Annotated in this window: 26 protein-coding genes; 18 read left to right on the top strand and 8 right to left on the bottom strand. The window is 71.0% G+C overall.

What is annotated here, in order from left to right; genetic code table 11:
- The first annotated feature begins 31 nt into the window (after positions 1-31).
- Positions 32-487 carry an alternative ribosome rescue aminoacyl-tRNA hydrolase ArfB gene (gene arfB / locus INTCA_RS16125; RefSeq protein WP_013493990.1) on the top strand — a complete coding sequence of 152 codons (456 nt, stop codon included), beginning with the start codon at positions 32-34 and terminating at the stop codon, positions 485-487.
- A 69-nt stretch (positions 488-556) separates the two neighbouring features.
- Here arfB and INTCA_RS16120 read toward each other — a convergent pair whose 3' ends face one another.
- From INTCA_RS16120 to INTCA_RS16105, 4 genes are all read right to left on the bottom strand, one after another.
- Entirely contained in the window at positions 557-1,243 is a 687-nt protein-coding gene (locus INTCA_RS16120) for a hypothetical protein (protein ID WP_013493989.1), read from the bottom strand.
- On the bottom strand, positions 1,240-2,154 hold the full coding sequence (locus INTCA_RS16115; protein WP_169312928.1) for a 4Fe-4S binding protein: 915 nt from the start codon (positions 2,152-2,154) through the stop codon (positions 1,240-1,242). Before INTCA_RS16115 ends, INTCA_RS16120 begins: the two co-directional genes overlap by 4 nt.
- Positions 2,155-2,437: 283 nt before the next feature.
- Positions 2,438-2,794: a VOC family protein gene (locus tag INTCA_RS16110; RefSeq protein WP_013493987.1), complete on the bottom strand. Its 357-nt coding sequence runs from the start codon at positions 2,792-2,794 to the stop codon at positions 2,438-2,440.
- A gap of 88 nt (positions 2,795-2,882) precedes the next feature.
- Complete coding sequence (locus tag INTCA_RS16105) at positions 2,883-4,895, bottom strand: hypothetical protein (protein WP_013493986.1); 2,013 nt, start codon at positions 4,893-4,895, stop codon at positions 2,883-2,885.
- Between the two features lie 94 nt (positions 4,896-4,989).
- On the opposite strand from INTCA_RS16105, the gene INTCA_RS16100 reads away from it, so the two are divergent.
- Both INTCA_RS16100 and INTCA_RS16095 read left to right on the top strand, forming a co-directional pair.
- Positions 4,990-5,385 carry a hypothetical protein gene (locus INTCA_RS16100; protein ID WP_013493985.1) on the top strand — a complete coding sequence of 132 codons (396 nt, stop codon included), beginning with the start codon at positions 4,990-4,992 and terminating at the stop codon, positions 5,383-5,385.
- A gap of 70 nt (positions 5,386-5,455) precedes the next feature.
- Positions 5,456-5,959 carry a GNAT family N-acetyltransferase gene (locus INTCA_RS16095; RefSeq protein ID WP_013493984.1) on the top strand — a complete coding sequence of 168 codons (504 nt, stop codon included), beginning with the start codon at positions 5,456-5,458 and terminating at the stop codon, positions 5,957-5,959.
- Between the two features lie 25 nt (positions 5,960-5,984).
- Here the strand turns inward: INTCA_RS16095 and INTCA_RS16090 are convergent, their stop codons facing one another.
- The 3 genes from INTCA_RS16090 to INTCA_RS16080 are packed head-to-tail and all read right to left on the bottom strand — an operon-like array spanning position 5,985 to position 9,267.
- Complete coding sequence (locus INTCA_RS16090) at positions 5,985-6,374, bottom strand: aconitase X swivel domain-containing protein (RefSeq protein ID WP_013493983.1); 390 nt, start codon at positions 6,372-6,374, stop codon at positions 5,985-5,987.
- Positions 6,374-7,687, bottom strand: a complete 1,314-nt coding sequence (locus tag INTCA_RS16085; RefSeq protein WP_013493982.1) for an aconitase X — start codon at positions 7,685-7,687, stop codon at positions 6,374-6,376. Before INTCA_RS16085 ends, INTCA_RS16090 begins: the two co-directional genes overlap by 1 nt.
- Positions 7,684-9,267 (bottom strand): aldehyde dehydrogenase (NADP(+)), encoded by a 1,584-nt coding sequence (locus INTCA_RS16080; protein WP_013493981.1) that lies wholly within the window; start codon positions 9,265-9,267, stop codon positions 7,684-7,686. The genes INTCA_RS16085 and INTCA_RS16080 overlap by 4 nt, the downstream gene beginning before the upstream one ends.
- Before the next feature lie 68 nt (positions 9,268-9,335).
- Between INTCA_RS16080 and INTCA_RS16075 the strand changes: the two genes are divergently transcribed.
- The 12 genes from INTCA_RS16075 (at position 9,336) to INTCA_RS16020 (ending at position 20,991) form a co-directional block, all read left to right on the top strand.
- A complete protein-coding gene (locus tag INTCA_RS16075) occupies positions 9,336-10,487 on the top strand; it encodes an NAD(P)/FAD-dependent oxidoreductase (RefSeq protein ID WP_013493980.1) in 1,152 nt (383 codons plus the stop codon).
- Complete coding sequence (locus INTCA_RS16070; protein ID WP_013493979.1) at positions 10,487-10,750, top strand: (2Fe-2S)-binding protein; 264 nt, start codon at positions 10,487-10,489, stop codon at positions 10,748-10,750. The genes INTCA_RS16075 and INTCA_RS16070 overlap by 1 nt, the downstream gene beginning before the upstream one ends.
- The gene (locus INTCA_RS16065) at positions 10,737-12,212 is read left to right on the top strand and encodes an FAD-dependent oxidoreductase (RefSeq protein ID WP_013493978.1); all 1,476 of its coding nucleotides are present in this window, start codon (positions 10,737-10,739) and stop codon (positions 12,210-12,212) included. Before INTCA_RS16070 ends, INTCA_RS16065 begins: the two co-directional genes overlap by 14 nt.
- 58 nt (positions 12,213-12,270) lie before the next feature.
- Positions 12,271-13,170: a dihydrodipicolinate synthase family protein gene (locus tag INTCA_RS16060; protein WP_013493977.1), complete on the top strand. Its 900-nt coding sequence runs from the start codon at positions 12,271-12,273 to the stop codon at positions 13,168-13,170.
- A gap of 3 nt (positions 13,171-13,173) precedes the next feature.
- Positions 13,174-14,175: a proline racemase family protein gene (locus INTCA_RS16055; RefSeq protein WP_013493976.1), complete on the top strand. Its 1,002-nt coding sequence runs from the start codon at positions 13,174-13,176 to the stop codon at positions 14,173-14,175.
- A gap of 158 nt (positions 14,176-14,333) precedes the next feature.
- Positions 14,334-15,497: a branched-chain amino acid ABC transporter substrate-binding protein gene (locus INTCA_RS16050; RefSeq protein WP_218916276.1), complete on the top strand. Its 1,164-nt coding sequence runs from the start codon at positions 14,334-14,336 to the stop codon at positions 15,495-15,497.
- Between the two features lie 88 nt (positions 15,498-15,585).
- Positions 15,586-16,488, top strand: coding sequence for a branched-chain amino acid ABC transporter permease (locus tag INTCA_RS16045; RefSeq protein ID WP_013493974.1), 903 nt, complete (start codon positions 15,586-15,588; stop codon positions 16,486-16,488).
- The gene (locus tag INTCA_RS16040; protein WP_013493973.1) at positions 16,488-17,600 is read left to right on the top strand and encodes a branched-chain amino acid ABC transporter permease; all 1,113 of its coding nucleotides are present in this window, start codon (positions 16,488-16,490) and stop codon (positions 17,598-17,600) included. Before INTCA_RS16045 ends, INTCA_RS16040 begins: the two co-directional genes overlap by 1 nt.
- A complete protein-coding gene (locus INTCA_RS16035) occupies positions 17,597-18,496 on the top strand; it encodes an ABC transporter ATP-binding protein (protein WP_013493972.1) in 900 nt (299 codons plus the stop codon). The genes INTCA_RS16040 and INTCA_RS16035 overlap by 4 nt, the downstream gene beginning before the upstream one ends.
- The gene (locus INTCA_RS16030; protein ID WP_013493971.1) at positions 18,493-19,206 is read left to right on the top strand and encodes an ABC transporter ATP-binding protein; all 714 of its coding nucleotides are present in this window, start codon (positions 18,493-18,495) and stop codon (positions 19,204-19,206) included. The genes INTCA_RS16035 and INTCA_RS16030 overlap by 4 nt, the downstream gene beginning before the upstream one ends.
- Positions 19,196-20,263, top strand: coding sequence for a proline racemase family protein (locus INTCA_RS16025; RefSeq protein WP_013493970.1), 1,068 nt, complete (start codon positions 19,196-19,198; stop codon positions 20,261-20,263). Before INTCA_RS16030 ends, INTCA_RS16025 begins: the two co-directional genes overlap by 11 nt.
- Positions 20,264-20,265: 2 nt before the next feature.
- A complete protein-coding gene (locus INTCA_RS16020) occupies positions 20,266-20,991 on the top strand; it encodes a GntR family transcriptional regulator (RefSeq protein ID WP_013493969.1) in 726 nt (241 codons plus the stop codon).
- A gap of 318 nt (positions 20,992-21,309) precedes the next feature.
- Here the strand turns inward: INTCA_RS16020 and INTCA_RS16015 are convergent, their stop codons facing one another.
- The gene (locus tag INTCA_RS16015; RefSeq protein WP_013493968.1) at positions 21,310-22,155 is read right to left on the bottom strand and encodes an alpha/beta fold hydrolase; all 846 of its coding nucleotides are present in this window, start codon (positions 22,153-22,155) and stop codon (positions 21,310-21,312) included.
- 475 nt (positions 22,156-22,630) lie between these two features.
- On the opposite strand from INTCA_RS16015, the gene INTCA_RS16010 reads away from it, so the two are divergent.
- Genes INTCA_RS16010 through INTCA_RS16000 form a run of 3 tightly spaced genes read left to right on the top strand, consistent with a single transcriptional unit; the run spans position 22,631 to position 26,446 of the window.
- Entirely contained in the window at positions 22,631-23,815 is a 1,185-nt protein-coding gene (locus INTCA_RS16010) for a sugar ABC transporter substrate-binding protein (protein ID WP_013493967.1), read from the top strand.
- Between the two features lie 14 nt (positions 23,816-23,829).
- Positions 23,830-25,362 carry a sugar ABC transporter ATP-binding protein gene (locus INTCA_RS16005; RefSeq protein WP_218916275.1) on the top strand — a complete coding sequence of 511 codons (1,533 nt, stop codon included), beginning with the start codon at positions 23,830-23,832 and terminating at the stop codon, positions 25,360-25,362.
- Positions 25,355-26,446 carry an ABC transporter permease gene (locus tag INTCA_RS16000; RefSeq protein ID WP_013493965.1) on the top strand — a complete coding sequence of 364 codons (1,092 nt, stop codon included), beginning with the start codon at positions 25,355-25,357 and terminating at the stop codon, positions 26,444-26,446. Before INTCA_RS16005 ends, INTCA_RS16000 begins: the two co-directional genes overlap by 8 nt.
- Positions 26,447-26,479: the final 33 nt, after the last annotated feature.

Raw genomic sequence — 26,479 nt, 5'->3', positions numbered from 1 at the left:
CCCACCGTACGTGGAGGAGGAGGATGAGCGGGTGACCGAACCCGGCAAGGACCTCGTGCTCCGGGCGCCCGGCCTCGGCGAGGTCGTCATCCCGGCCGCGGAGCTCGTCGAACGGTTCAGCCGGTCCAGCGGGCCGGGAGGCCAGGGCGTCAACACCACGGACAGCCGGGTGGAGCTGCTCTTCGACCCCGGCGCGAGCGTCGCCTTCACCGCGGCGCAGCGGGAGCGGCTGCTCGAGCGCCTCTCCGACCGGCTCGTCGCCGGCCGGATCCGGCTCGTCGGCTCGGAGTACCGGTCGCAGAACCGGAACCGCGCCGCCGTCCGGGAGCGGCTGCGCGACCTGCTCGTCGAGGCGCTCGCCCCACCGGCTCCGGCGCGGCGCAAGACGCGGCCCACCCGCGGCTCGCAGTCCCGACGGCTCGATGCGAAGAAGCGCCGGGGCGACCTGAAGTCGACGCGGGGTCGGCTGCCGCCCTCGTCCGACTGACCGCCGCCGGGTAGGACGTCGTCAACGTCACCGAGCCAACGTCACCGAGCCAACGTCACCGAGTCAACGTCACCGAGTCAACGACGCGGCCGCGTCACGTAGCGTCTGGATCTCGAAACCCTCGACGACGTCCTGGATCTGGCGCAGGGGCAGGTCCGGGTCGAGGTCGGCGGGCAGCCGGGCCTCGGCCAGTAGCCGGTCGACGGCGACACCGGTGGCCGCGGCCGCCTCGCGAATCGTCATCGAGCCCCGGATCCCATCCGTCGGTGTGCCGGCGGGCGTCCCGGTGGGTGAGCCGGTCGACGTTCCCGTCGGCGTGCTGCTCGGGACGTGGGTCGTGGAGATCGGCGACGGACTGGGCGGCGGTGTCGACGCCCCTGCCGCGGTCGTCGGCTGGGCCACCGCCGGGACATCGGCGGCTCCGGTGCCAAGGTGCGCGCGGACGGTCTCGCGGTAGGTGGTCAGCTCGAAGCCGGGCACCAGCGCCTCGACCTCGCTGAACGCTGTGCCGGGTCCGACCCCCGCTCCGGCCGGCGCCCCCAGGAGGACGACGAGCTCGTCGACCGGCACGGCGAGGCCGTCCGCTGCCTGCTGCAGGGTCATCCAGCCCTTGAGGTCGTCGGCGGTCATCGCACCAGCGGCGATGGGCTCGCGCCCGCTCGTCACCCACCACCCGGCCGCCTGCGCGACGCCGATGGCGCCGAAGAACAGGATCAGCGACAGGGCCGGCAGCAGCCAGCGGCTCGTCCTCCTCATCGGTTCGCCCCCGCCCGTTGGCTCGCCGGTCGCCGACGGTTGATGGTCACCGGCAGCGGCCCGGGTGGGACCGTCGCGTCGAGCCGCTTGCGCAGGTGCGCCCACGGTGGCGCCGCGGTCACCTCGAGGGCGCCGGCCTTGGGGCACGTCGCGACGCACTCGAGGCAGCCGATGCAGTCGGCGCTGACGACGGGAGCCGCCTTGGCCACGTCGATGCCGACGGGGCACGGCTTGGTGCAGAGGTCGCAGTCGGTGCAGGCGGAGGCGCTGCGGTGGATGCGCAGGATGCTGAGGCGGCCGAGGATGCTGAGGGCGCCGCCCAAGGGGCAGAGATAGCGGCAGAAGGCGCGCTCGACGAGCATCGACACGGCGAGAACGCCGAGCAGGATCGCGAGTGCTGGCCACATCGCCGCGAGGTCGGGCTCGAAGGCCCACGAGAGGCCGAACAGGGTGAGGTAGGGGTCGTAGTCGGCGAACCACAGCTTCAGGGTGGTGGCGCTCGCGACGAGGACGACGCCGAAGACGACGAAGCGGCCGTGACGCAGGACCCGGTCGAGTCGGGGCGGGACGGTGACCGTGGGGATGCGCAGCCTGCGCTTGACCCAGTGCAGCGCGTCCTGGATCGCGCCGAACGGACAGATCCAGCCGCAGAAGGCGCTGCCCGCGACGAGGACGGCGGCGAGGAGACCGATTCCGATGACGAGGTTGGAGGGGTGGATCTTGGAGATGAAGGCGCCGGTCGTCACCCACGTCCACATGGTCTCGAGGGCGCCGAACGGGCACAGGGCGTCGACCGAAGGGGCGTCGGTCGCCGACTCGAGCTGGTGCCGGACCGCCATCGCGGTGATGAGGGCGACGACGGCCAGCTGGACCAGGCGGCGTCGCCGATGCAGCCCGGTGATCGATCTCATCCGGCGCTGGTATGCCGTGGGCCTGCGTACGGGATGCGGGCTCGTGTCGGTGGGGCCCTTCACGGCAGTCGGGTTCGTCGCCATCTCGTCCTCGCTTCGCGGTGCGACCCGCTGGTGGGCGTCGCCCGGGCGGACCGATGGCACCAGTGTTGACCCGGCCTGTGAAGCGTCCGTGAAGGTGATGTGAAGGGAAGGCGCAAGCGGGAGCGAGCCCAGCGGCATCCGGCCGTATGCCGCTCAGCTCACTTGCGCGCGAGGCGCGGCGACCTGCCGTGGCTGGGTGTCAGGGCTTGGGCAGGGGACTGTAGAAGACGAGGCCGTTGCCCATGTGGTCGTAGACGACGGCGCGGCGCTCGTAGGCGTCGTCGTAGGGCGCGCGAAGGATCGCGCCGCCGTTGTCCTCGACCGCCTTCGCGGCTGCGTCGACGTCGTCGGTCCTGATCCCGACCGCGACCTTGCCGGGGATCGGGTGGTCCAGCGCCGTCGCCAGGGCGAGCGTCACGGTCCCCCCGTCGAGTGCGGCGAAGTGCGTCCCGTCGCGGAACTTGAGCTCGAACCCCAAGGTGTCGCGGTAGAACGCGATCGAGTCGTCCAGGTCGTCCGTCGAAAGGACGATCATGCGGACGTCGTAGTCGGCCATGGCGCCGCTCCTCTCCGTCCTCGGAAGCCTATCGAGCCGCCCCGACCGCCTCGCAGACACGTCCGGGCAGCGATCCCCGGTGGACCCGTCAGGTGATGGAGATACGGCGCACGGCGCTGTAGCCGGTCGCCTGCAGGGTGGTTCCCACGCGCTGGATGCGCACCTCCCAGGTGCCCTTCGACCAGAGCCGCGCGGAGGTCTTCGCGTAACTGGTGCTGGCGACGTTGCCGGTGGCATACGTCCTCCAGGTCGAGGTGCCGACCTTGCGGGCCTGGAACCGGACGACGGCGCCCTGCACGTAGGGCCGTGCGTAGACGGCTGCCGTGACGAGGGAGCCGGCGCGGGCTGACGTCGGCAAAGAGGACCACGAGACCCTGGCGACCGAGGTGGTCGATCGTTCTGGCGTCCGCACCGTGGTGCCGGGCACGGCTCCCTTGACCAGCGCGCGGAGTCGACCGGTCGCCTTGTGGCTGTAGCGGATCGCCGCGGTGCCGGCTGAGCCGGTGGTCCCGGTGGCGATTGTCGCCCACGTCGAGGTGCCGGCCTTCTTCAGCTGCAGCGTGACGGTGAGGCCTGAGCCGGCGGCACTGCGCACGCCGATCGTCTTCTCGTCGAGCACGGTCACCTTGGCCGTCTGCGTCGTGCCCCAGGTGGCGCGTCCCGGGGCGGCGAGGGAGGCCGTTCGCTTCGCGTAGACCGTGACGGGGAAGTTCCGCTGCGGGCCGAGGACGCCGTCGTGGCCCAGGATGTCGAGTTCGAGCAGGCCGGTCCCGGCGTTGGACGGAACGATCAGCCGGAGGGCGTCAACACTGGTGGCGTTCGGTCCGGGGCACAGGTTCCAGAACGGACTGGACAGGAGCGGTGGCAACAGCCGCACGTGGCACTGGAGCAGGGTCGTCCCGGTGGGCGCGGTCGCGCGGAGGCGCACGGAGCTGCTTGTGCCGACGACGAACCTGGGGATGCTGACCGTCTCCTTGAAGTCGACGATCTCGAACGACGTCGACGCGGTCCCCAGGACTGCGCCGTTGACGTCGCGGACCTCGACGTCAACCACGGTCCGACCCACGGGCAGCCCCTTCGTGGGCACGGGCAGGGGTCGGCTCGCGGGCTGGTTCGGGCCGGCGGGGACGTACCAGTCGGACGTGTCGGCTGGAACGACGTGCTCGACGCCGCCCACCGTGAGGCGAACCGTGCCGGGACGGGTCTGCGGCGAGCGGAGGCCCCGGACCGTCACCGTGGCCGTCGTCTCGCGGCCGGTAGCCACGACCGTCGGACCGCTCATGTCGAGCGTGACCAAGGGGCTGTGGACCACGATCAGGTCCGAGGGTGTGGCGAAGCTCCAGTGACCGGCCCCGTCGTGGGCCTGGGCGACGACGCGGTAGACCCCCTCCGGAAGCCCGGACGTGTCGATCCGGGCTCGACCGGTGGAGTAGCCCCACTCATCGGTATCGGGGCCCCAGCTGGCGTCAACCGGGGCGAGTCGCGGGGCCGACAGGTCGCTGCCGTACGGGATGGCCGACACCTGGATCCGCTCGCCGCCGCCCCGGCCGCTGATGCCGGCGAACCCGACCTCGCCGCCGGTGTCGAACACGCCCGACGAGTTGGCCACCGTGTTGTCGGTCGCGTCGCCGCTGAGCTGCGTCACCCAGGTCGGCTGAACGAGGGGCCGGTAGTCCGCGGCGGCGCCGTAGGTCTGGATCGAGCGGTCCCCCATGGTGGCAATGACGCCCAGACCCGCGACGCCTGCATACCACGGCGCTGTCTGTGCCGCGGGGTCGATGCGCCAGGAGACGCGGCAGGTGACCAGGCAAGACCCGCCCGGGATCGTCTTCGGCGTTGCCTGGGGAGAGCTGATCCACCACGAAGGCAGTTGCGGTATCAGCACCACGTCCTCGGACCCGGCACCGCTCACCTCCACCACCATGTCGAAGGGCCCGTGCACGACCGGGGTCGCAGTCGCAGGCACCACGGACTCAGGTGGCAGGACGACGACGAGGGGGTCGGTGGGCTCCCCTGCACCGGCGGGCTCCGCGGCCAGGGGACCTGCCACGAGGGAACCGATCACGAGCAGGGCCGCGAGCAGGCGAGAAGCAAGGCGCACTGGGATCCTTTGTCACGAAGTCGAACAGAAGGTACCGCACCGGCCCGCGAGCCTCAGGGGTGTATCTGGCCGAGACTCGGGTAACTAGGCAGATATGAAACTGAGTCACCTGCCCCTGCGCCTGGCGACGGGCGCCTTCATCCTCAACTCCGGTCTCGGCAAGCGCGGCCTTCAGGGTGAAGCCGCCGAGGGGCTGCACGGCATGGCGTCGGTGACGTTGCCCGGGTCCCTCAAGGAGATGGACGCGACCGAGTTCGCGCAGCTGCTCTCCCGCGCCGAGATGGCGCTCGGGATCGCCCTCCTGGCGCCGTTCGTGCCGTCACGCATGGCGGGCGCAGCCCTCACCGCCTTCGGCGGCGGCCTGCTCAGCGTCTACCTGCAGACTCCGGGGATGCGGCAGGAGGGCAGCATCCGTCCGACGCAGGCGGGCACCGCCCTCGCCAAGGACGTCTGGCTCGTCGGGGCCGGGCTCACCCTGCTCCTCGACTGACCAGGCGGTCGGGGTCTCACGACGACTCCGCCCGGTCCCGTGGGCCGCGGGCCCGCCTACGCTTGGGCTCATGCTGGAGATCCGCGAGGCGAACGAGGCCGACTGGCCGCACATCTACCCGTTCTACTCCCGGATCTCCGACGAGGGCCGCACCTATGCCCTCCCGCCTGACCAGAGCTCGGAGCAGGCGCAGGCCTACTGGCTCGAGCCCGCGCCCTGGCGCACCGTCGTCGCCACGATCGACGGAGTCGTCGTCGGCTCGGCGAAGATGGGCCCGAACCGTCCCGGCCGCGGCTCCCACGTCGCGACCGCCTCCTTCATGGTCGACCCGGACCGCCAGGGCGAGGGCATCGGCCTCGCCCTCGCTCGCCACGTCGTCGAGTGGGCGCGTTCGTCCGGCTTCCACGCGATGCAGTACAACGCCGTCGTCGAGACCAATGCGGGCGCTGTCCGGCTGTGGCAGCGGCTCGGATTCCGGATCATCGGCACGGTCCCGCAGGCCTTCGACGACGCGGAACGTGGGCTCGTCGGCCTGCACGTGATGTACCTGCCGCTCCGGGATCCGGTGGAGTAGGGACGCGCACCGCGACCGGGCGGGCTCAGGCGCAGACCTCGACGACGTCGCCGGTCCGGAGTCGCGCGAGCTCGTCCGGCGGGACGAGCACGACGGGCACCGAGTGCCCGTAGAGCTCGTGGGCCACGAGGGCGCCCAGCACGATGATGGCGTCGGGCTCGGCCAGCACGATGGCGAGCGGTCCGGTGCCGCGGCGCAGCTGCTCGGCGAGGACGTAGGAGCTGGAGCTCGACCCGCGACCGCTGCGCATCGCGAGGACCCGTCCCGCGAACGACTGGCCATGCTGCGGGTGGTGGGTGTCGATGATCGTCCCGGCCAGGTCGCTGCCGCCCCAGAAGGAGAGCGGCTCGTCGAGGACGAGCAGCGCGCCCGAGGCGGATCCGGGGCGCAGGGCTCGGCCGGTCATGGAGGCCATCAGCGCAGGGTCTCCGGGTCGAGGACGACGCGACCGGCACGCGCCGAGGCGACGCACTCGGCCAGGCTGCCCAGGACGACGGCGACGCCGAGGTTGGCCGGCGCGTAGTGAGCCCACTTGCCGCTGTTGGTCATGACGACGCGGACGTCGGCGCCGAGGATCGGCGTGACGTAGGTGCACGTGTCGACGACGATCTGCACGCCCGCTACCTCGAGCGCGGCGATGTGGCCTCGGCTCGCCGCCTCCGCAAGCACGGACCGCCCCATGGAGATGTAGACGTGGACGCCCGAAGCGAGCGCAGGTCCGTCCGCGAGATGCGCAGCGAGCGCGGCGACCTCGTCGACCGAGGCGTGCGGGGTGCCGATGCTCACCGCGTCGAGCCGCTCACCCCCGTCGGTCGTGAGCTCGTCCCGAGCGGCCCGCAGGTCCGTCGTCGTCAGCGTGATGGTCTCCGGGTCTCCGGAGCGGTCCGGACCGAGGGCAGCCTCCACGGTCGGCGCCTCTGGGGTGACGCCGACGACGTGGAACATCGCCACGCCGCCCGACGACGCGGCTGCCGCGCCGAGTGCCTTGAGCTGGTCCTCGGACGTCGTGGACGGCAGCCCGACGAACACCGGCACGCGACTGCCCACCCGGCTCCCGACGAGGTAGCCGAGCAGCGGCCCGGCGAGGTCGCCGCCGAGGACGCGCTCGGGAATCGCGGTGCAGTCGACGACCACCTGGCCGCGGCGGGCAGCGTCCGTGTGCAGGCCGGCATACGGCGCGCGACCGGTGATCGCGGCGCAGATGTCGAGGAAGTCCCCGTAGCGATCCGTGCGGGCGCCGAGGACCGAGTTGGCGAAGGCGATCGCGTTCGACTCGGCCCACGCGACGTGCTCGCCGAGTCGGGGCCGGGAGTCGACGATGTACGGGGCGCACGTCCAGGTGGGCCGTGCACCGAGCGCGAGGTAGGCGTCCATCAGGGCCTTCCCCTGGCTCCGGACCTCGCGCTGCGCGGGCGTGGCGTCGCGGACGAGGTCGGGGTGGAGGAGGTCGAGGGACCCGACGTTGAGGGTCGTCGGGATCCGCACCCGGGCTCCCAGGTCGTGCAGGCGCCGGGCGAAGTCGAGTCCGACCTGCCCGTGGTAGAGGCACCCGTCAACGTGCGCCGAGGTGACCCCGACGAGACGGGGAGCCCGCCGGACCTCAGCGAGCCCCGTGACGACCCGCATCGCCATCGCGACACCGGCACCCTCGTCGCCCCGGCGCATCGACTCCTCCTCGACGGTGAGGCGGAGCCGGGACGGCTCGGGCTCGGCGAGGATCCGGGTCACTGGGGCGGCTCGACCGTCCCGTCGATGCGGCGACTCAGCTGCCAGGGATTGTCGTCGCGGACCGGTTGGGGCAGCAGGGACGCCGGGACGTCCTGGTAGCAGACCGGCCGTTGGAACCGCTCGATGGCGAGTGACCCGACCGAGGTGGACCGTGCGTCGGAGGTGGCGGGGAAGGGGCCGCCGTGGACCATCGCGTGGGTGACCTCGACTCCGGTTGGCCAGCCGTTGAAGAGGATTCGGCCGACGCGCGTCTCGAGGACGGGCACGAGGACGGCCGCCGCCTCGTGGTCGGCGTCGGTGGCGTGGATGGTCGCGGTGAGCTGTCCAGCGAGGTCGGCCAGGTGCTCCGCGAGGCGAGTGACGTCACCGAACCGGACCACGAGGCCCGCGGCTCCGAAGACCTCCTCAGTGAGGCCGTGGTCCTCGGCCAGCGCGGTGAGCTCGGTCGCGAACACCATGGGGGCGGGAGCGTTGTCGCCGGCGCCGGCCACACCCTGAGCGATGGTCCGCACGGAGGGGTGGGCGCCGAGCCGCTCGATGCCCGCCCCGAAGGCCGTGCGGATCTGCGGCGTGAGCATGGTCTGTCCCGCGGCCTGCGCGGCCTGCTCGGCCACGGCGGCGAGGAATGCGTCGCCGGCCTCACCATCGGGCAGGAAGAGCAGGCCGGGGTTGGTGCAGAACTGGCCCGACCCGCTCGTCAGGGAGGTGAGGTAGGCGGTGGCCAGGCGTGTCGGGTCACCGGTGAGGGCGCCCTCGAGGAGGATCACGGGGTTGGTCGACGACATCTCGGCGTAGACCGGGATCGGCTGGGCTCGTCCTGCCGCCGCAGCGACGAGGGCGAGCCCGCCCGCGCGGGAGCCGGTGAAGCCGACCGCGTGGATCCGCGGGTCGGTGACGAGCGCCATTCCGACCTCGTTGCCGAGGCCGAAGACGAGGGAGAAGACGCCGGCCGGCATCTGCGTGCGGCCCGCGGCCCGGGCGACGGCCTGTCCCACGAGCTCGCTGGTGCCGGGGTGGGCATTGTGCGCCTTGACGACGACGGGGCAGCCGGCGGCCAGCGCGGAGGCCGTGTCGCCGCCGGCTGTGGAGAAGGCGAGCGGAAAGTTGCTTGCGCCGAAGACCGCGACGGGCCCCAGGGCAATCTGGCGCAACCTGAGGTCGGGCCGGGGCAGGGGCGCGCGGTCGGGCAGCGCCGAGTCGATGCGCACGCCGAGGTGGTCCCCCTGGCGGACGACGCCGGCGAACATCCGCAGCTGGCCGCACGTGCGGGCGCGTTCGCCCTGGAGGCGGGCGAGCGGCAGGGCCGTCTCGGCATGGGCCCGCTCGAGCAGCTCGTCGCCGAGGGCCTCGATCTCCTCGGCGATGGCCTCGAGGAAGGCCGCCCGCTCAGTCGGCGTCGTGGAGCGGTAGGCGGTGCAGGACTCGGCCGCGGCGCGGGTGGCGAGCGCCACCTCGTCCGGGGTGAGGCAGGAGACCTCCGGGCCCAGGGCTGCGCCCGTGCTCGGGTCGACGGCCGTGAACGTGCCGCCCGAGCCCGCGGTCGGAGTGCCGGCGATGATGGACTGTCCTGTCAGGAGCATGGGGGGCCTTTCGCGCCAACGGTCCGGACTGTGCTGTGTAACATTACACACGTGCCGAGGATTCACAGGTGAGTACGGTCGTCGTCATCGGCGCGGGCATCGTCGGAGCGGCGTGCGCCCACGACCTGGCCCGTGGGGGTGCGGACGTCGTCGTCCTCGACCGCGGTCCCGTCGCCTCGGGCACGACGAGCCGGGGCGAGGGCAACATCCTCGTCTCCGACAAGGGGCCGGGTGCCGAGCTCGACCTCGCGCGGCTGAGCCGTGACGCCTGGCTCGAGCTCGGGGACGAGCTCGGGCGGGACCCGATGGAGCTCGAGGAGAAGGGCGGCGTCGTCGTGGCGTCGTCCCCCGAGGGCCTGGACGCACTGGAGGGCTTTGCCCGGTCCCAGCGCGCTGCCGGGACCACGGCCCTGGATGTCGACGACCTCCGCAGCCTCGAGCCGCACCTCGCGCCGGGGCTCGCGGGCGGCGTGCTCTATCCCGAGGACATGCAGGTCCAGCCCGTCCTCGCGGCGGCAGCGATGCTGGAGGCGGCCCAACGGCATGGCGCGCGGTTCGTGCCGGGTGCCGACGCGCGGGGCGCCGTCCTGGACCGGACCGGGCGCCTCACCGGGGTCCGCACCGGCACGGGAGAGGTCATCGGCGCGGACGCTGTCGTCAACGCGGCGGGCACGTGGGGTGGCGAGGTCGGCGAGCGGCTCGGTGGTGCCGTGCCGGTCCTGCCCCGACGCGGCTTCATCCTCGTGACCGAGCCGCTCCCGCCGATGGTCCGGCACAAGGTGTACTCCGCCGACTACGTGTCCAACGTCGCCTCCTCCGACGCCGGGCTGGAGACGTCGTGCGTCGTCGAGGGGACGCGGGGCGGCACCATCCTCATCGGGGCGAGCCGCGAGCGGGTGGGGTTCGACACCACCCTGGACGTCAACGTCATCTCGATCCTGGCCCGACAGGCAACCGCGCTCTTCCCCTTCCTCGCAGGGGTCAACCTCCTGCGCGTCTACCGGGGCTTCCGCCCGTACTGCCCCGACCACCTTCCGGTCATCGGCCCCGACCCGAGGGTCCCTGGTCTCTTCCATGCCTGCGGACACGAGGGGGCCGGCATCGGCCTGGCGCCGGGTACGGCCCGGCTCATCACGCAGCACATCCTCGGTGGGGACGGCGTCGACGTCGCCCGCTACACCGAGCTGCTGCCCGACCGCTTCATCGAGCAGGAGGCGTGATGCCGAGCTTCGCGTTCGACGGGTCGCCGGTCCCCTTCCGGGACGGACAGACCGTGGGGGCGGCCCTCGTCGCCCACGGGACGGTCTCGTGGCGCACCACCCGCCTGGAGGGACGACCGCGGGGTCTCTTCTGCGGCATCGGCATCTGCTTCGACTGCCTCGTCACGGTCGACGGTGTGCCCAACCAGCGCGCCTGCCTCGTGCGGGCCCGCGACAGCAGCGCGGTCACGACACAGGAGGGGACAGGGTATGCCGCCGAGTGAGCTCGCGCCCGAGCGCGTCGTCATCGTCGGGGCCGGCCCCGCCGGGCTCGCCTGTGCCGCAACGCTGCTCGAGGTCAGCGAGATGCACGTCATCCTCGTCGACGCGGGCGCAGGTCCCGGCGGGCAGTACTGGCGGCAGCCGCCGCCCACCGACGACCCGCAGGGCGTCAACCCCGAGGCGCTTCGTGGGCTCCACCACGACCTCGGCACGTTCGAGTCGCTCCGGGCCCGCCTGGACGAAGGCCGCGCAGCCGGCCGGGCGACCCTGCTCACCGAGCACCACGTGTGGACGGTCGTCCCGACTGCCGGTGGCTACGTGGTCCACGCGGTCGACCGCGGCGCGGGCCCGGGCCGCGAGCGCACCGTGGAGATCGGCGCGGACCGCCTCGTCATCGCCACCGGGGCCCATGACCGGGCGCTGCCCTTCCCCGGCTGGGACCTGCCGGGCGTCATGACGGCCGGTGGCCTCCAAGCCCTGCTCAAGGCCGGTGACGTCGCGGCCGGTCGGCGCGTCGCGGTCGGCGGCACCGGACCCTTCCTGCTCCCCGTCGCGGCCGGACTCGCAGCGCGCGGCGCGTCCGTCGTCGGGGTCTTCGAGGCGAACTCGCCGGTGCGGTGGCTGCGCGAGCTCGGACCCGTCGTCGCCAACCGGGGAAAGCTCGCGGAGGGCGCCGGGTATGCGGCCACCCTGGTGCGACACCGGGTCCCCGTCCACGTGCGCACGATGATCGTCGAGGCACACGGAGTCGACCGGGTCGAGGCGGTCACGGTGGCGAGGGTGGACGGCGCGGGTCGGCCGCAACGGCACGGCCTGCGCAGGCTCGAGGTGGACGCCGTCGGCGTCGGCTGGGGGTTCTCGCCGCAGCTCGACCTCCCCGTCACCCTGGGCTGCGCTCTCGCCCCGGACACGTCGGGCACCGCGGTCGTGCAGGTCGATGACTGGCAGCGCACGAGCCGACCCGGGGTGTCCGCGGCCGGCGAGGCGTGCGGCGTCGGGGGAGCGGCGCTCGCGGTCGCGGAGGGCCACCTCGCGGCATACGGGGTCGTCGCCGGCGACGCCGGGAGCGGGCCGCCTGCGGAGGTGGCTGGGCTGCGGGCGGTGATCGCCCGGCTGCGCCGGTTCGCGTCCGCGATGCAGCGTGCCCATCCCGTCCCGGCCGGGTGGGCCGAGACCCTGCGTCCGAGCACCGTCGTGTGCCGGTGCGAGGAGGTCTCGGCGGGCGTGGTGCAACGAGCGATCTCGGAGCGCGGGGCGACGGGTGCCCGTCAGGTGAAGCAGCTCACCCGCGCGGGGATGGGCTGGTGCCAGGGACGCGTCTGTGGCCATGCGGTCGAGCTTCTCGCCGGCGGCGGCGGCGCCGCGACCGAGCGGCTCGTCTCGACCCCGGTACCGCTCGGCGTGCTGGCACACCCCCGAGCAAAAGTGCAATGTAATATTGCACTGAACGCTGCCGCGCCCTAGTCTGGTGCGCGCCGCGAGGTCTGGCACGGACCTCGCGTCCCGAGACCCGAGGAGCACCATGTCCGACAACCAGCGCAAGCCGTGGCACGGCGTCATCGTCGCGACGAGCCTCCAGTTCGACGCCGACGGGGAGCCCGACTTCGCGGCCTACCGCGAGAACGTCGCGTGGCTCGCCTCGCAGGGCCTGGACGGGGTGGCGCCCAACGGCTCCCTCGGTGAGTACCAGACGCTCTCCTGGGAGGAGCGCGACACCGTCGTCCGGACCGCGCGCGAGGCCGCGCCCGAGGGTTTCACGGTCATGCCCGGCGTCGGCGCCTACAGCGGCCGCGAGTCGCGGCGCCACGCGCAGGTCGCCAAGGACCTCGGCTGCGACGCCGTGATGGCCCTTCCGCCGAACGCCTACCGCGCCGACGAGCGCGCGATCCTCGAGCACTACGAGCTCATCGCCGGCGTCGGGCTGCCGGTCACCGCCTACAACAACCCCATCGACACCAAGGTCGACCTCACCCCGGACATCCTGGCCAAGCTCCACGCCGAGGGCCTCATCGTCGGCGTCAAGGAGTTCTCGGGCGACGTGCGGCGCTGCTACGAGATCGCCGAGCTCGCGCCCGGCCTCGACCTCATGATCGGCACGGACGACACCGTTCTCGAGGTCGGCATCGCCGGTGCGGTGGGCTGGGTCGCCGGCTATCCGCAGGTCTTCCCGCAGGCGTGCCGGGAGCTCTTCCGACTGTCGGTCGCCCGAGACGTCGAGGCCGCCCTGCCCCTCTACCGGCAGCTGCACCCCGTCCTCCGGTGGGACTCGAAGACCGAGTTCATCCAGGCCATCAAGCTCGGGCAGGACATGATCGGGCGCAACGGCGGCGGCTGCCGTCCGCCGCGCCAGCCGCTCACTGCCGAGCAGGAGAAGGTCGTCCGCGAGGCCACGCAGGCCCTGATCGACGCCGGGGTGAGCTGAGCCATGCGCACCTCCGTCGTCTACCACGCGGTGGACTCCCACACGGAGGGGATGCCGACCCGGGTCATCACCGGCGGCGTCGGGGTGCTGCCGGGGGCGACCATGGCCGAACGCCGCCTGCGCTTCATGGCCGAGCGGGACGACCTGCGCAAGCTGCTCATGTTCGAGCCGCGCGGCCACTCGTCGATGTCCGGGGCGATCCTCCAGCCGCCCACCCGGCCCGACGCGGACTGGGGCGTCCTCTACATCGAGGTCTCCGGCTGCCTGCCGATGTGCGGGCACGGCACGATCGGCGCGGTCACCGTCCTCATCGAGACCGGCATGGTGCCCGTGACCGAGCCGGAGACCGTCGTGCGCCTCGACACTCCGGCCGGGCTCGTCGTCGCCCGGGCCGAGGTCCGGGACGGCCGGGCCGTCGCCGTCACCCTCGAGAACGTCCCGGCCTACTCCCACGCCCTCGACCAGGACGTCGAGGTGCCGGGCCTCGGCCGGGTTCGCTACGACATCGCCTACGGCGGCAACTTCTATGCCTTCGTCAAGCTCGAGGAGCTCGGCCTGCCCTTCGACCGCGCGGAGAAGCAGCGCCTGCTCGACGCCGGGCTCGCCATCATGGGCGCGATCAACGAGCAGAACCCCGTCGTCCACCCCGAGGCACCGGAGATCGACATCTGCCACCACGTCTACCTCGAGGCGCCGGGCTCGACGCCCCGCCACTCCCGGCACGCGATGGCGATCCACCCGGGGTGGTTCGACCGGTCGCCGTGCGGCACGGGCACGAGCGCCCGCCTCGCCCAGCAGCACGCGCGCGGGCTGCTGGGTGTGGGTGAGGAGATCGTCAACGAGTCGTTCATCGGTAGTCAGTTCCAGGCGCGGATCCTCGGCGAGACGACGGTCGGCGGGCGTCCGGGCATCCTGCCCAGCTTCACCGGCCGGGCGTGGATCACGGGGACGGCGCAGTACATGCTCGACCCCACCGACCCGTTCCCGACCGGTTTCGAGCTCTGACGCGTGGGTCGGCGGGGGACCCGATCACGGTTTGACAACGGCTCCCGAAGCTCTGGTGAACACGGGGGTCACTCCCTACAGTTGGTGCAATGTCACACAGCAGTTGTGTGGACAGCTCACCCAACGTGACGGCACGTGGCCGTCAAGAGCGGAGACGCATGATGAGGAACCCACGACGGATCGGAGCGGTGGCTGCCGGCGCCGGCCTTGCCCTTCTCCTCGCGGCCTGCGGTGGCGGCGGGATCACCGACGGTGGCCCTGGGGAAGGGGCGACGTCGGGCGACATCATCCTCGGCATGCTCACCCCGCTCAGCGGCGGCAGCGCCGCGATCGGTCCGTACATGAGGAACGGCGGGCAGCTCGCGGTCGACGAGATCAACGCGGCCGGTGGCGTCATGGGACGCCAGCTCAAGCTCGTCGTCGAGGACGAGGCCTGTGACCCCAAGACGGCCGCGGCCGGTGCCGCGAAGCTCGTGACCGCCGGCACCATCGTCTCGGTCGGCGGCTACTGCTCGTCTGCGACGCTGCCCACCCTGACGATCTTCGGCAAGGCCAACATCCCGATGATCATCCCGGCGGCCAACTCCAACGACCTCGTCAAGGACAAGCTGCCCAACGTCTTCCTCATCAACGGCACCGGCGCGCAGCAGGCCGCCGCCGCCGTCGAGTTCATGAAGTCCGAGGGGTCCAAGGCCGTCGCGCTCGTCGACGACAACACGTCGTACTCGAAGGACATCACGACCCGCACCGCCCAGAACCTCAAGGATGACGGGTCGGTCGCGGTCGCGAGCCAGCAGTCGGTGACCGCGGGCGAGTCCGACTACTCCGCCGCCGTCACGGCGATCCTCCGCGCGAAGCCCGACTTCGTCTACTGGACCGGCTACTACCAGGAGGGCGGTCTGCTGATCAAGCAGCTGCGTGGCGCCGGGTACACCGGCAAGATCATGGTCGCTGACGGCTCGGTCGACAAGCAGCTCGTCTCGATCGCCGGTGAGAGCAACGCGCAGGGCGTCTTCGCCACGATGACACAGACGCCGCAGACGATCCCGGGCGGCGATCAGTGGGTCGCGACGTTCAAGGACAAGACGGGCGCCGACCCCGGCCCGTACTCCCCGCAGGCCTACGATGCCGTGCGCGTCGCAGCCGAGGCACTCAAGCAGGCCAACTCGACCAAGGGCGAGGACATCATCACGGCCCTCAAAGCCATCGACGGGTTCGAGATCTTCAGCGGCAAGCTCAAGTTCACCGAGGAGCACACCCTCACCGAGGGCGGCTTCGACATCCTCGTCGTCGAGGGCAGCGACTTCGTCCTGAACAAGTGACAGCTCGGTCTCCGGGGCGCGACTGCGCCCCGGAGACCGCCCCCCCGCCCGTCAGGCCGAGACTCCGGCCGCCGCTCCCAGGAGTCCCATGGACTACTTCCTCCAGCTCGTCCTGAACGGCCTGTTCGTCGGCTCGTTCTACGGACTCGTCGCCCTCGGGTACTCGATGGTCTACGGGATCATCAAGCTGCTCAACTTCGCCCACGGTGACGTCTACATGGTCGGCGCCTTCGGCGGCTACACGCTGCTCACCTTCGGGGCGGGCGCTCTCGGCGGCGGATCGCTCGTCGCCCTCGTCGTGATCCTCGTCGTGGCCATGGTCATGACGGGCACGCTCGGCCTCGTCCTCGAGCGGATCGCCTACCGACCCCTTCGGGGAGCCCCGCGACTGTCCGTGCTCATCACGGCGGTCGGCGCCAGCTTCGCACTCGAGTACGGCATCGCCGTCGCCTACGGCCCGAACCCCCGGGTCTACCCCGTCGGCTTCGGCAACGCCTCGGTGACGATCCTCGGTGCTCGCCTGACCGTCGCGCAGCTGCTCATGATGGCCGTGGCGGTCGGCCTCATGATCGCCCTCGACCAGCTCGTGCGCCGCACCCGGACAGGTCGGGCCATGCGAGCGATCTCGCAGGATCCCAAGGCCTGCCTGCTCATGGGCATCAACGTCGACAACGTCATCTCGCGCACGTTCTTCATCGGCTCGGCGCTCGCGGGTGCCGCCGGCGTCATGGCGGGCGCGTACTACGGCAAGGTCGACTTCCTGATGGGCTTCATCATCGGCCTCAAGGCCTTCACCGCGGCTGTCATCGGCGGCATCGGCAACCTGCGCGGGGCGGTCCTCGGCGCCATCGTTCTCGGACTGCTCGAGTCCTTCGGCACCGCCTTCCTCGGAGCCCAGTGGCGCGACGTCTTCGCCTTCGCCTTCCTCATCCTCTTCCTGACCGTGCGACCGACCGGCCTGCTGGGCGAGAGAGTGACGGAGCGCGTCTGATGTCCAAAGACACCCACCAGAGCCCACCCGAACAGGGCGACTCCGGCTTCGTCCGCGCCGTCGAGGAGCGCGGGTCCTCCGTCGTCGCCGCGGCAGGCAAGGGCCTGACGCCCCGACGCTCGCCGGGACCGACCGCCGTCAGCCGGGCCATCAGCCACCCGCTGTTCGCCTGGGCCGTCGTGGCGATGGCCCTGGCGATGCCGTTCATCAACTCGTCGGCGTACGCGATCCGGATCTCCACCGACGCACTGATCTTCGTCATGCTCGCGGTCGGGCTCAATGTCGTCGTCGGCTACTGCGGCCTGCTCGACCTGGGCTATGCCGCCTTCTTTGCGATCGGGGCGTACACCTCCGGCATCCTGGCCACGGCGTTCGACTGGCACATCGCGCTGACCTTGCCGTTCGTCATCGTGGCCGCCGTGATCGGCGGGCTGCTCATCGGCGGGCCGACGCTCCGGCTGCGCAGCGACTACCTCGCCATCGTCACGCTCGGCTTCGGGGAGATCATCCGGATCACGGCCAACAACCTCGACTTCACGGGGGGCCCGAACGGCATCTTCGGCATCCCGGACTTCGGCAGCTTCGGGCTGCGCACCGACATCGCGACCTACTGGGTCACCGCTGCGGTGGTCTCGCTGGCCGTGCTCGCCTCCGCCCGCATCGGCCGGGGTCGACTCGGCCGCGCCTGGCGGTTCGTGCGCGAGGACGAGGACGCGGCCGAGGCGATGGGCATCCACACCTACAAGATCAAGTTCGCGGCCTACATCACCGGCGCGATCTTCGGCGGCCTCGCGGGAGTGCTCTTCGCCGCCCACCAGACCGCCATCTCGCCGATGAGCTTCAACTTCCTCTGGTCCGCCCTCATCCTCATGGCCGTCGTCCTCGGCGGCATGGGGTCGACGCCCGGAGTCGTCGTCGGAGCCCTCGTCATCGCGCTGCTCCCCGAGCTGCTTCGCGGAGCCGAGAACTGGCGCTACCTCGTCTTCGGGGTGTTGCTCATCGTCGTCATGATCTTCCGCCCCCAGGGCATCTGGCCCCACCGGGTGTCGGAGAAGCAGTCGAAGATCGAGAAGCGACGAGCCGAGGAGCAGGCGAAGGCGGTGCCGGCATGAGCGCGGGTCCGACCTCCGGCGCGGTGGCGTCCACGACTGGCGCCGCGCCCGCGGGAGCCGTCCTGCTCGAGGTCCGGGACATGACGGTCGCCTTCGGCGGCGTCACGGCCGTCAACGGCCTCAGCTTCGATGGCCACCAGGGCGAGGTCCTCTCGGTCATCGGCCCGAACGGCGCCGGCAAGACGAGCGCGTTCAACTGCATCACGGGGTTCTACAAGCCCTCGGCCGGACGGGTCCTCTTCGACGGAGCGGACATCACCGGCCAACGGCCGGCGCGCATCGCCGGGCGCGGTGTCGCCCGGACGTTCCAGAACCTCCGCCTCTTCGGCGAGCTCACCGTGCTCGACAACGTCCGTGCGGGCATGCACGTCCGGCTGCGGCAGAACGCCTTCGACGCGATTCTGCACACCCCGCGCTATCACCGCAGCGAGCAGGAGGCGACGGACGAGGCGCACCGCTGGCTCGACTTCGTCGGGTCGACGGGCGATCGGGGTTCGGCCGTGCGCAACCTGCCCTACGGCGAGCAGCGCCGGGTCGAGATCGCCCGGGCTCTCGCGCGGGAGCCGAAGATGCTCCTGCTCGACGAGCCGGCGGCCGGCCTCAACCACGGGGAGAAGGACCAGCTGCTCGACCTCCTGCGTCGGATCAGCCGGCTCGGCACTGCGGTCGTCCTCATCGAGCATGACATGGGCCTGGTCATGGAGGTGTCCGAGCGCATCGTCGTGCTCAACTACGGCAAGGAGATCGCGGACGGCACTCCCCACGAGATCCGCACGAACCCGGCCGTCATCGAGGCGTACCTCGGATCTGAGGACGCCGAGGCCCGGGCCGAGGCCGAGCAGGTGGCGCAGATGAGCGACGAGGAGATCTTTGGCGAGCGGGAGGCTCAGTCGTGACCAACGTGCTCGAGGTCGAGGACCTCTACGTCAACTACGGCAAGGTCGAGGCCCTCAAGGGCCTGAGCCTGACCGTGGGCGAGGCGGAGACCGTCTCACTGCTGGGCAACAACGGGGCCGGCAAGTCGACCACGGTCTCGACGATCAGCGGTGTCGTCCGGGCGGTGTCCGGCCGGATCAGCGCCTTTGGCGAGGACATCACCCACGCCAAGGCGTGGGACCTCGTTGAACGAGGGATCGTCCAGGTCCCCGAGGGCCGCCGGATCTTCTCCCGGCTCACCGTCCACGAGAACCTCCAGGTCGGGGGCTACACCGTCCGGGACACCAAGGCGATCGACAGGCGGATCGCCGAGGTCTACGAGCTGCTGCCGCGGCTCGCCGAGCGGCGCAACCAGCAGGGGGGGACCCTGTCGGGCGGCGAGCAACAGATGCTCGCCATCGGGCGGGCCATGATCGCCGACCCCAAGATCCTCATGCTCGACGAGCCGTCGATGGGCCTCGCCCCGCTCATGGTCGCCCAGGTCATGGACGTGGTGCGCGCGATCAACGCGCGCGGAACGGCCGTGCTGCTCATCGAGCAGAACGCCCGCTCCGCCCTCAAGGTCGCGAAGCGGGGCTACGTCCTCGACTCGGGTGTCGTGTCCATCCAGGGCAGCGCGGAAGAGCTGAGCCAGGACCCGCGAGTGGTGGAGGCCTACCTTGGCAAGTGATCTCGGCGGTCGCGAGTTCGTCACGGTTGACTACCACACCGGCGGCGAGCCGTTTCGCATCGTCGGTCCCGGTGTCGTGGGTCTCGCCGGCGACACGGTCGCGGAGAAGCGCGTCAACGCGATCGTGGACCCCGAGGTGCAGCTCATCCGGTCGCTCCTCTGTTCCGAGCCCCGAGGGCATGCGGACATGTACGGCGGCTTCATCACCGACCCCGACGACTCAGGCGCGGACCTGGGCGTGCTCTTCTGGCACAAGGACGGGTTCTCGACCGCGTGCGGGCACGGCACCATCGCGCTCGGTGTCTGGGCGGTCGAGAGTGGGCGGATCCCACTCCAGCAGAGCGGTTCACGCGACGTCGTCATCGACGTTCCGTCCGGGCGCGTCACGGCGCGGGTCAACTTCACTGAGCACCGGGTCAGCAGCGTCTCCTTCGTCAACGTCCCGAGCTGGGTGCACCGGCGCGGAGTGGTCGTCGCAACGTCCCGGGGCGACGTGACGTGCGACATCGCCTTCGGCGGCGCGATGTATGCCGTGCTGCCGGCGGCCGCGGTCGGGCTGCGGGTACGTGCCGACGACCTTCCCGACCTCATCCGGTCCGGGCGGGAGATCCGCAACGCCCTCAACGCCGCGGGGGCGGCCGAGCACCCGTCCGACCCCCGGCTCTCCGGCGTCTACGGGACGATCTTCGTCGACGACGTCTCGTCGGACGGCGAGCGGGCGAGGCGTCCCTTTGAGGGCCTGGGCTCGGACGGGGCGGTGCACCAGCGAAACGTCGTGATCTTCGCCGACGGGGAGGTCGACCGCTCACCCTGCGGCAGTGGCACCGCAGCGCGCGTCGCCCTGCTCGCCGACGAGGGCGTCCTCCGCGATGGTGACATCCTCGTGCACGACTCCATCGTGGGGAGCCGGTTCCGCGCGCGGGTCGTCGCGCGGGTCCTCGCCGACGGGCACGAAGCGGTCGTCCCTGAGGTGACCGGCACCGCCCACCGCATCGGCTCCAGCACGTTCACCGTCGACCCGGGCGACGACCTCGTGCCGGGTTTCACGCTGCGGTGAGCATGGTCGAGACAAGGGATGAGGGCGAGAAGGTGGACGAGGCGGAGGACAGGGTCACGCTCGCACTGCCGAGCTTCGACAACCAGGCGAACCTTCGCCAGCAGGTCGGTGATGCGCTCCGGGCCCTGCTGATCACCGGACAGATGCGCCCGGGGAACCTCTACTCCGCCCCGAAGCTCGCGGCGCAATTCGGGGTCTCCGCGACCCCCGTCCGTGAGGCGATGCTCGATCTCGTCAGCGAAGGCCTCGTCGAGGTGGTCCGCAACAAGGGCTTCAGGGTCACCGAGCTGCGCGACAGTGACCTCGATGCCATGTCGGAGCTGCGCTCGTTCATCGAGGTGCCCGTCATGGGACTCGTCGCCGCCAAGTGCGAGGGTTCCGTCGCCACGGAGGTGGAGGGGCTGCGTCCGCTGGCACGGCGGATCACCGACGCCGCGGCGGCCCGCGACCTCGTCACGTACGCGGAGGCCGACATCGAGTTCCACGGACGCTTCCTCGCGCTGCACGGCAACGAGCACGTCGTCCAGGTCGTCCGAGAGCTGCGCCATCGCTCGCGGCTCTACGGGCTGGAGGCGCTTGCCGAGGCGGGTGTGCTCGCTCAGCTGTCCCTCGAGCACGAGCAGATGGTCGATGCGGCCCTCCGGCGCGATGAGGAAGGGATGCGCCGACTGGTGGCGCAGCACCTCGGCCACATCCGCTCCACCTGGGCTGGACGGCCGCAGGCGTAAGCCCGTTCAAGGAGCCCACGGCACCCCGCGACTCTGCCGGGCTGGTTGTCCGGCGCAGCGAGCCCCTGAGGACGTCGTCGAGGTTCCCGGCACGGGCACCGTCATCGTGAGCGGCCGGTCGGACGATCCACGGTCCACGGTCCGTGGGGCACCCACTGGCGGGCCCGACGAACAGGACGCTGCCGTATGCCGCTGGGCTCGGCGGGTGCGCACCCGCGGCCCCGCCCCACCGACGGACCCCGCCCACCACCTGACGTCAGCGGCGTCGAGGACCGAGCCCAGCGGCATACGGCATCGCTCTGGTGCTGGTTCGGAGCCTCAGAGCCTGCCGGCGAGGAGGCTCTCGAGGAGGAAGACGAACGTGTCGTGCGCCTCGATCTGGGTCCAGTGCCCGCACTTGGGGATGATGTGCAGGGTCGCGTTCGGCATCGTCCTGGCCAGGTAGGTGCTCGACTCGACCGGCACGATGATGTCGTCGCGGCCGTGGACGCACAGCGTCCTGTGGGGCAGCGACGTGAGCTCCTCGTCGGTGAAGGCCGGCGGGCCGGCCTTCGGGTCGAACATCGCGGCGTGAGAGCGCTTGACGTCGGCCCGCTCGACGTAGGGCATGCGCTCGGCGACGACCCGGTCGACGACACCGGTGAGGGTGCCCATGTCGTGGACGAAGGACTCGAGCAGCGCGCGCAGCGACTCGGGAGTGGGGTCGGCGTAGAACGTCCGCAGGTGCTGCAGCCCGGGGGTGATGGGCAGGTCGGGAGCGCCGCCTGAGCCCATCAGGAGCATCGTCTCGACGCGCTCGGGCTGGGAGAGGGCCATGCGGATCGAGATCATGCCACCCATCGAGTTGCCGACGAGGTGGACCCGGTCGACCCCGAGCGTGTCGAGCAGCTGCCACAGCGTGTCCGCCTGGAGCAGGTTGAAGGCCTTCATCCCCGACGGGGGGTTCTCCGGGTGCTCGGAGTCGCCGAAACCGATCATGTCCGGGGCGAGGCAGTAGTACCGCTCGCCGAGCTCCTCGATGACGGCCTTCCAGTTCGACGTTCCGGTGGCGCCGGGTCCTGACCCGTGCAGGAACAGCAGGGCGGTGGGGCTCGACTCGCCGGTGGCATGGACGCGGTAGGTGACGTCATCGAGTGCGACGTCGGAACTCTGGACGGTGGCCATCAGGCCCTCCCTCTCTGCTGCAGTCTTCTTTGACTCTGAAGTAATCACTACACGGTAAGAGCCGCCGTGCGAGGCGGCAAGCGCCTGATCGCGCCTTGGACGGTGAGTCGGCGGCCCTGTGAAGGGGCTTGCCGTAATCGCTCTGATCCATCAATCTTCTGTGGCGACCACTACAGCGATGTGGTGCACGACTGCTCTCGCACGCGCACGCATCGGCGAGGGTCAAGGACTCGCCCACCTCGGTGTGGTTCCGCACTGCGGTACGAGGACGGGGTCAGCTGCGGAACTGGGCGACGGCGCGCCCGGCTGAGCTGACGACGGAACGACCACTACACGAAATTCCCGCAAGAACTCTTGTATGCCAGTCATTCATCTGCTTCCCTGTAGCAATCACTACACAAGTGGCCAGAATGCACCCACCGCATCGGACGCCACCGGAGTGGCCAGGACACAGCACGGCAAAGGAGCCGCACCCATGTCTCTTTCCATCACCCCTTCCCGTCGAGTACGGGCGCTCGCGGCGACCACGCTCGCCATCTCCCTGATCAGCGCCTGTGGCGCCGGAGAGCGCGACACCGCCGCCAAGCCCGCCGCCAACCCCGCCGCCACCGGTGCCAGCGCAGCCGGCATCGAGGCGGCCAAGGAGGCGATGGCCGGCTGGGCCAAGGCGCCGGAATGGCCGGACGCCACGAAGATCGAGAAGCCGGTCGACCTGACGGGCAAGAAGTTCACCTACGTCGCCCTCGGCGACCAGATCCCCGTGATCCACGGCGTCGGCGTCGGCGTCCAGGAGGCCCTGGGCGCAGCCGGCGCGGAGGTCAAGATCTGCGACGGCAAGTTCAACCCCACTGCCGTCGCCGACTGCCTCAAGACCGCCGGTGACGAGCAGGTCGACGGGGTGATCAGCTCGTTCATCGACTACCAGATGGCAGGCCCCGCCTTCGATGCCCTCGCGGCGAAGGGGGTCAAGGTCCTCCTCGGTGGCGTCGCGCCGTCCGGCGGACGCCAAGCCGACGCGAACCTCGCGTTCTACGACAACACGCCGCGGGTGATCGCCCTCTACGACGCGATGTCGCAGGCCGCGCTCGCCGAGGGTGGCCCGGAGACGAACGTCCTCTGGGTCCGGCTGCTCGACTCGAGCACCACCACCGCGGCGAGCGACCACGGCGTCGCCGCGTTCAAGGAAGCCTGCCCCAGCTGTGGTCTGGCCACGGCTGACTTCACGACGGCCAACCTCGACAAGCTCGCGACGTCGGTCAGCGCCGCCCTGGTGTCCAACCCCGACACCAACGCCGTCATCGTGCCGGTGGACAGCTTCGTGCCACCGGTCCTGCAGAGCATCCAGGCGGCGAAGTTCGCGGGCAAGGTCAAGATCCACTCGTCCAGCTCCGACCTCGCTGGTCTCCAGCGGATCAAGGACGGCCAGCAGGCCAGCGACCTCGGCACCCCCGTCCTCTTCGAGGGCTGGAAGTTCGCCAACGCCATGGTCCAGCTCCTCGCGGGCCAGGAGGTCGAGAAGGGTGAGGAGCTGGTCACCCGGGCCTTCACCAAGGACAACGTCGGGTCGCTCACCCTCGACGACAAGACGTACCTGACCGACGACTGGTTCGGCGGGGACGCCTACAAGCAGAAGTTCCTCGCCGCCTGGGGCCTCAAGTAACGATGTCCGCCACGATGAGGCTGGAGGCCCGTCACGTCTCCAAGACGTTCGGTTCCACCACGGTCCTGAGCGACGCCTTCCTCGAGGTCGCCCCGGGCGAGATCCACGCCCTCATCGGCCAGAACGGATCGGGCAAGTCGACGCTGGTCAAGATCCTGACCGGCTACCACATCCCCGACGCCGGGGCGACGATCTCCGTGGACGGGCAGGACCTGGACCTGCCCGTCCGCTGGAGCGAGGCAGCCGAGGCCGGCGTCTCCGTCGTGCACCAGGACCTCGGCCTGCTCGACCACCTCTCGGTCTCCGAGAACATCGGGATCGGCGGGTTCGAGTACCACCGGGTCACGCGCAAGATCGACTGGCAGGCCCAGCACGCCGTGGCCCGGAGGGTCCTCGACCGGCTCGACGTCCCGGTGGATCCGCAGGCGCCGGTCGGCCCGCTCAACGCGATGCGTCGTGCGGAGGTCGCCATCGCCAGGGCCCTGCGGGACCAGCGGCCGGGGGAGGGTCTGGTCATCCTCGACGAGGCAACGCGCTCGCTGCCTCGGGAGGAGCTGCACCGCTTCCACGAGCTGCTGCGCAAGGTCGTCGCCGGTGGCACCTCGATCCTCATGGTCAGCCACAACCTGCAGGAGGTCCTGCAGCTCGCCGACCGGGTCACCGTCCTGCGCGACGGTGCCGTGGCGGCCGGCGGCCTGGTCACCGCAGGGCTCACCGAGCACGACCTGGCTCGACACATGCTCGGCAAGACCGTCGAGGCCGTTGGTCGATCGGCCGGGTGGGTGCCGGGCAGCGGCCCGGCCGCCCGCGTTGCGGACCTGCGCGCCGACGGGCTCGAAGGCCTCTCCTTCGAGGTCGGCAAGGGTGAGGTCGTCGGCCTGACCGGTCTGCCCGGCTCGGGTTTCGAGGCCGTTGCCCAGCTCATCACCGGAGGACGCCGGCCGCAAGCCGGCCGCCTCTTCACGGCCCACGGAGAGGTCGACCTCGCGAAGGCCGATGTCGCCCGGTGCATGGCCATGGGCGTCGCCCTCGTCCCCGAGAAGCGCATCCTCGAGGGGCTGGCCGTCGAGCTGAGCATCCGGGACAACATCGCGATCCCGAGCATCCGGCGCCGCGGCCGTCCGTGGCACGTGGCCCGGCGCTGGCAGGACGAGGAGGCCCGTTCGTCGATCCGGCGGCTGGGCATCCGGACCCGGTCCCCGCACATGCTGGTCAAGGAGCTCTCGGGTGGCAACCAGCAGAAGGTCCTGTTCGCCAAGTGGCTCTCGGTCCAGCCCGATCTCCTCGTCCTGCACGAGCCGACCCAGGCGGTCGACGTGGGAGCCCGGGTCGACATCCTGCGCTCCGTCATCGAGACGGCGGGTCAGGGAGTCGGGGTGCTCCTCGTCAGCATCGAGCCGGCAGACCTCGCCGAGGTCTGCGACCGGATCCTCGTCCACGGGCACGGCGGGGCGCTGCGGGAGATCCGCACCGAGGACCCGGACGACGTCCTGCACGCCATCTACTCGGAGTCCGCGCTGGACGCGGGAGGGAAGACCCATGAGTGACAGCCAGACCAGAAGCTCGGCCGAGCGGCTGAGCGAACAGACCGGCCTGACCGAGCGCATCATCAGCGACAGCGGGCAGCCGGAGCAGCAGACCACGCGGCCACGCCGGGTGACCCTGCGCAGCCAGTTCGAACCGGCGTGGCTGCACACGCTCACCAGCAAGTACGCGCTGGTGCTCGTGTGGGGCGCCATGGCGCTCGTCTACTACATCCTCATGCCGACCCGGTTCGGCTCCTGGGGCGCCTTCTCGTCCATCTTCGGCAGCCAGCAGGTCCTCGTCTTCCTGGCGATGTCCGCCATGATCACTCTCGTCGTCGGCGAGTTCGACCTGTCGATCGCCTCGGTGATGGGCATCGCAGCCACGCTCGTCCCGGTCCTGGCCGGTGTGCACGGCTGGAACGTCTGGCTCGCGTGTGTGGTCGCCATCGGCGTCTGCCTGCTCGCCGGCGCGGTGAACGCGTTCTTCGTCGTCGTCATGGACGTGTCCAGCTTCGTCGTGACCCTTGGCACCGGCACCCTGCTCATCGGCCTGGCACAGATGGTGTCCGGGTCCAACATCGTGTCGGTCAACAGCCCGGCGCTGAGCAAGGTCGCGATCCACGAGGTCCTCGGCATGCCGATCTCCTTCTACTACGGCATCCTGCTCGCGATCGTGATCGCCTACATCCTCGGCTGGACCCCGCTGGGTCGGAGCATGATCTTCGTCGGAGCCAACCCGGAGGTCGCCCGCCTCGCCGGCATCCGCGTGCAGCGGATCCGGGCCGGCGCCTACCTCGCCGGCTCCCTCCTGGCCGGCCTGGCGGGCGTCATCCTCGTCGCGACGGTCGGCGGCTTCGACTCCTCCACCTCGGCGACCTACCTCCTGCCGGCGCTGGCCGCGGTCTTCCTCGGCACTGCCGTCGTCCAACCGGGCATGTTCAACCCGATCGGCACGATCATCGCCATCTACTTCCTGACCACCGGGATCTTCGGGCTCCAGCTGCTCGGCTTCTCCGGGTGGATCCAGAACGTCTTCTACGGAGCCGGCCTCGTCGTCGCCGTGACCCTCGCCAAGGTCGTCCGGGACCGCTCGAAGACCGACTGAAGCGAGCACCCGCGCCACCGGTGCCGATCCCGA

Source organism: Intrasporangium calvum DSM 43043, from assembly GCF_000184685.1.
In the GTDB taxonomy this organism is placed as follows: domain Bacteria; phylum Actinomycetota; class Actinomycetes; order Actinomycetales; family Dermatophilaceae; genus Intrasporangium; species Intrasporangium calvum.
The sequence above is the reverse complement of the archived record's forward strand: the minus strand, read 5'-3'. Positions and strand labels throughout refer to the sequence as shown.

Excerpts from the sequence above, each read along its gene's own strand:
- INTCA_RS16120 (WP_013493989.1), bottom strand. The coding sequence starts at position 1,243 with ATGAGGAGGACGAGCCGCTGGCTGCTGCCGGCCCTGTCGCTGATCCTG.
- INTCA_RS16115 (WP_169312928.1), bottom strand. The coding sequence starts at position 2,154 with ATGAGATCGATCACCGGGCTGCATCGGCGACGCCGCCTGGTCCAGCTG.
- INTCA_RS16110 (WP_013493987.1), bottom strand. The coding sequence starts at position 2,794 with ATGGCCGACTACGACGTCCGCATGATCGTCCTTTCGACGGACGACCTG.
- INTCA_RS16100 (WP_013493985.1), top strand. The coding sequence starts at position 4,990 with ATGAAACTGAGTCACCTGCCCCTGCGCCTGGCGACGGGCGCCTTCATC.
- INTCA_RS16095 (WP_013493984.1), top strand. The coding sequence starts at position 5,456 with ATGCTGGAGATCCGCGAGGCGAACGAGGCCGACTGGCCGCACATCTAC.
- INTCA_RS16090 (WP_013493983.1), bottom strand. The coding sequence starts at position 6,374 with ATGGCCTCCATGACCGGCCGAGCCCTGCGCCCCGGATCCGCCTCGGGC.
- INTCA_RS16080 (WP_013493981.1), bottom strand. The coding sequence starts at position 9,267 with ATGCTCCTGACAGGACAGTCCATCATCGCCGGCACTCCGACCGCGGGC.
- INTCA_RS16070 (WP_013493979.1), top strand. The coding sequence starts at position 10,487 with ATGCCGAGCTTCGCGTTCGACGGGTCGCCGGTCCCCTTCCGGGACGGA.
- INTCA_RS16065 (WP_013493978.1), top strand. The coding sequence starts at position 10,737 with ATGCCGCCGAGTGAGCTCGCGCCCGAGCGCGTCGTCATCGTCGGGGCC.
- INTCA_RS16060 (WP_013493977.1), top strand. The coding sequence starts at position 12,271 with ATGTCCGACAACCAGCGCAAGCCGTGGCACGGCGTCATCGTCGCGACG.
- INTCA_RS16055 (WP_013493976.1), top strand. The coding sequence starts at position 13,174 with ATGCGCACCTCCGTCGTCTACCACGCGGTGGACTCCCACACGGAGGGG.
- INTCA_RS16050 (WP_218916276.1), top strand. The coding sequence starts at position 14,334 with ATGATGAGGAACCCACGACGGATCGGAGCGGTGGCTGCCGGCGCCGGC.
- INTCA_RS16045 (WP_013493974.1), top strand. The coding sequence starts at position 15,586 with ATGGACTACTTCCTCCAGCTCGTCCTGAACGGCCTGTTCGTCGGCTCG.
- INTCA_RS16040 (WP_013493973.1), top strand. The coding sequence starts at position 16,488 with ATGTCCAAAGACACCCACCAGAGCCCACCCGAACAGGGCGACTCCGGC.
- INTCA_RS16035 (WP_013493972.1), top strand. The coding sequence starts at position 17,597 with ATGAGCGCGGGTCCGACCTCCGGCGCGGTGGCGTCCACGACTGGCGCC.
- INTCA_RS16020 (WP_013493969.1), top strand. The coding sequence starts at position 20,266 with ATGGTCGAGACAAGGGATGAGGGCGAGAAGGTGGACGAGGCGGAGGAC.
- INTCA_RS16015 (WP_013493968.1), bottom strand. The coding sequence starts at position 22,155 with ATGGCCACCGTCCAGAGTTCCGACGTCGCACTCGATGACGTCACCTAC.
- INTCA_RS16010 (WP_013493967.1), top strand. The coding sequence starts at position 22,631 with ATGTCTCTTTCCATCACCCCTTCCCGTCGAGTACGGGCGCTCGCGGCG.
- INTCA_RS16005 (WP_218916275.1), top strand. The coding sequence starts at position 23,830 with ATGAGGCTGGAGGCCCGTCACGTCTCCAAGACGTTCGGTTCCACCACG.
- INTCA_RS16000 (WP_013493965.1), top strand. The coding sequence starts at position 25,355 with ATGAGTGACAGCCAGACCAGAAGCTCGGCCGAGCGGCTGAGCGAACAG.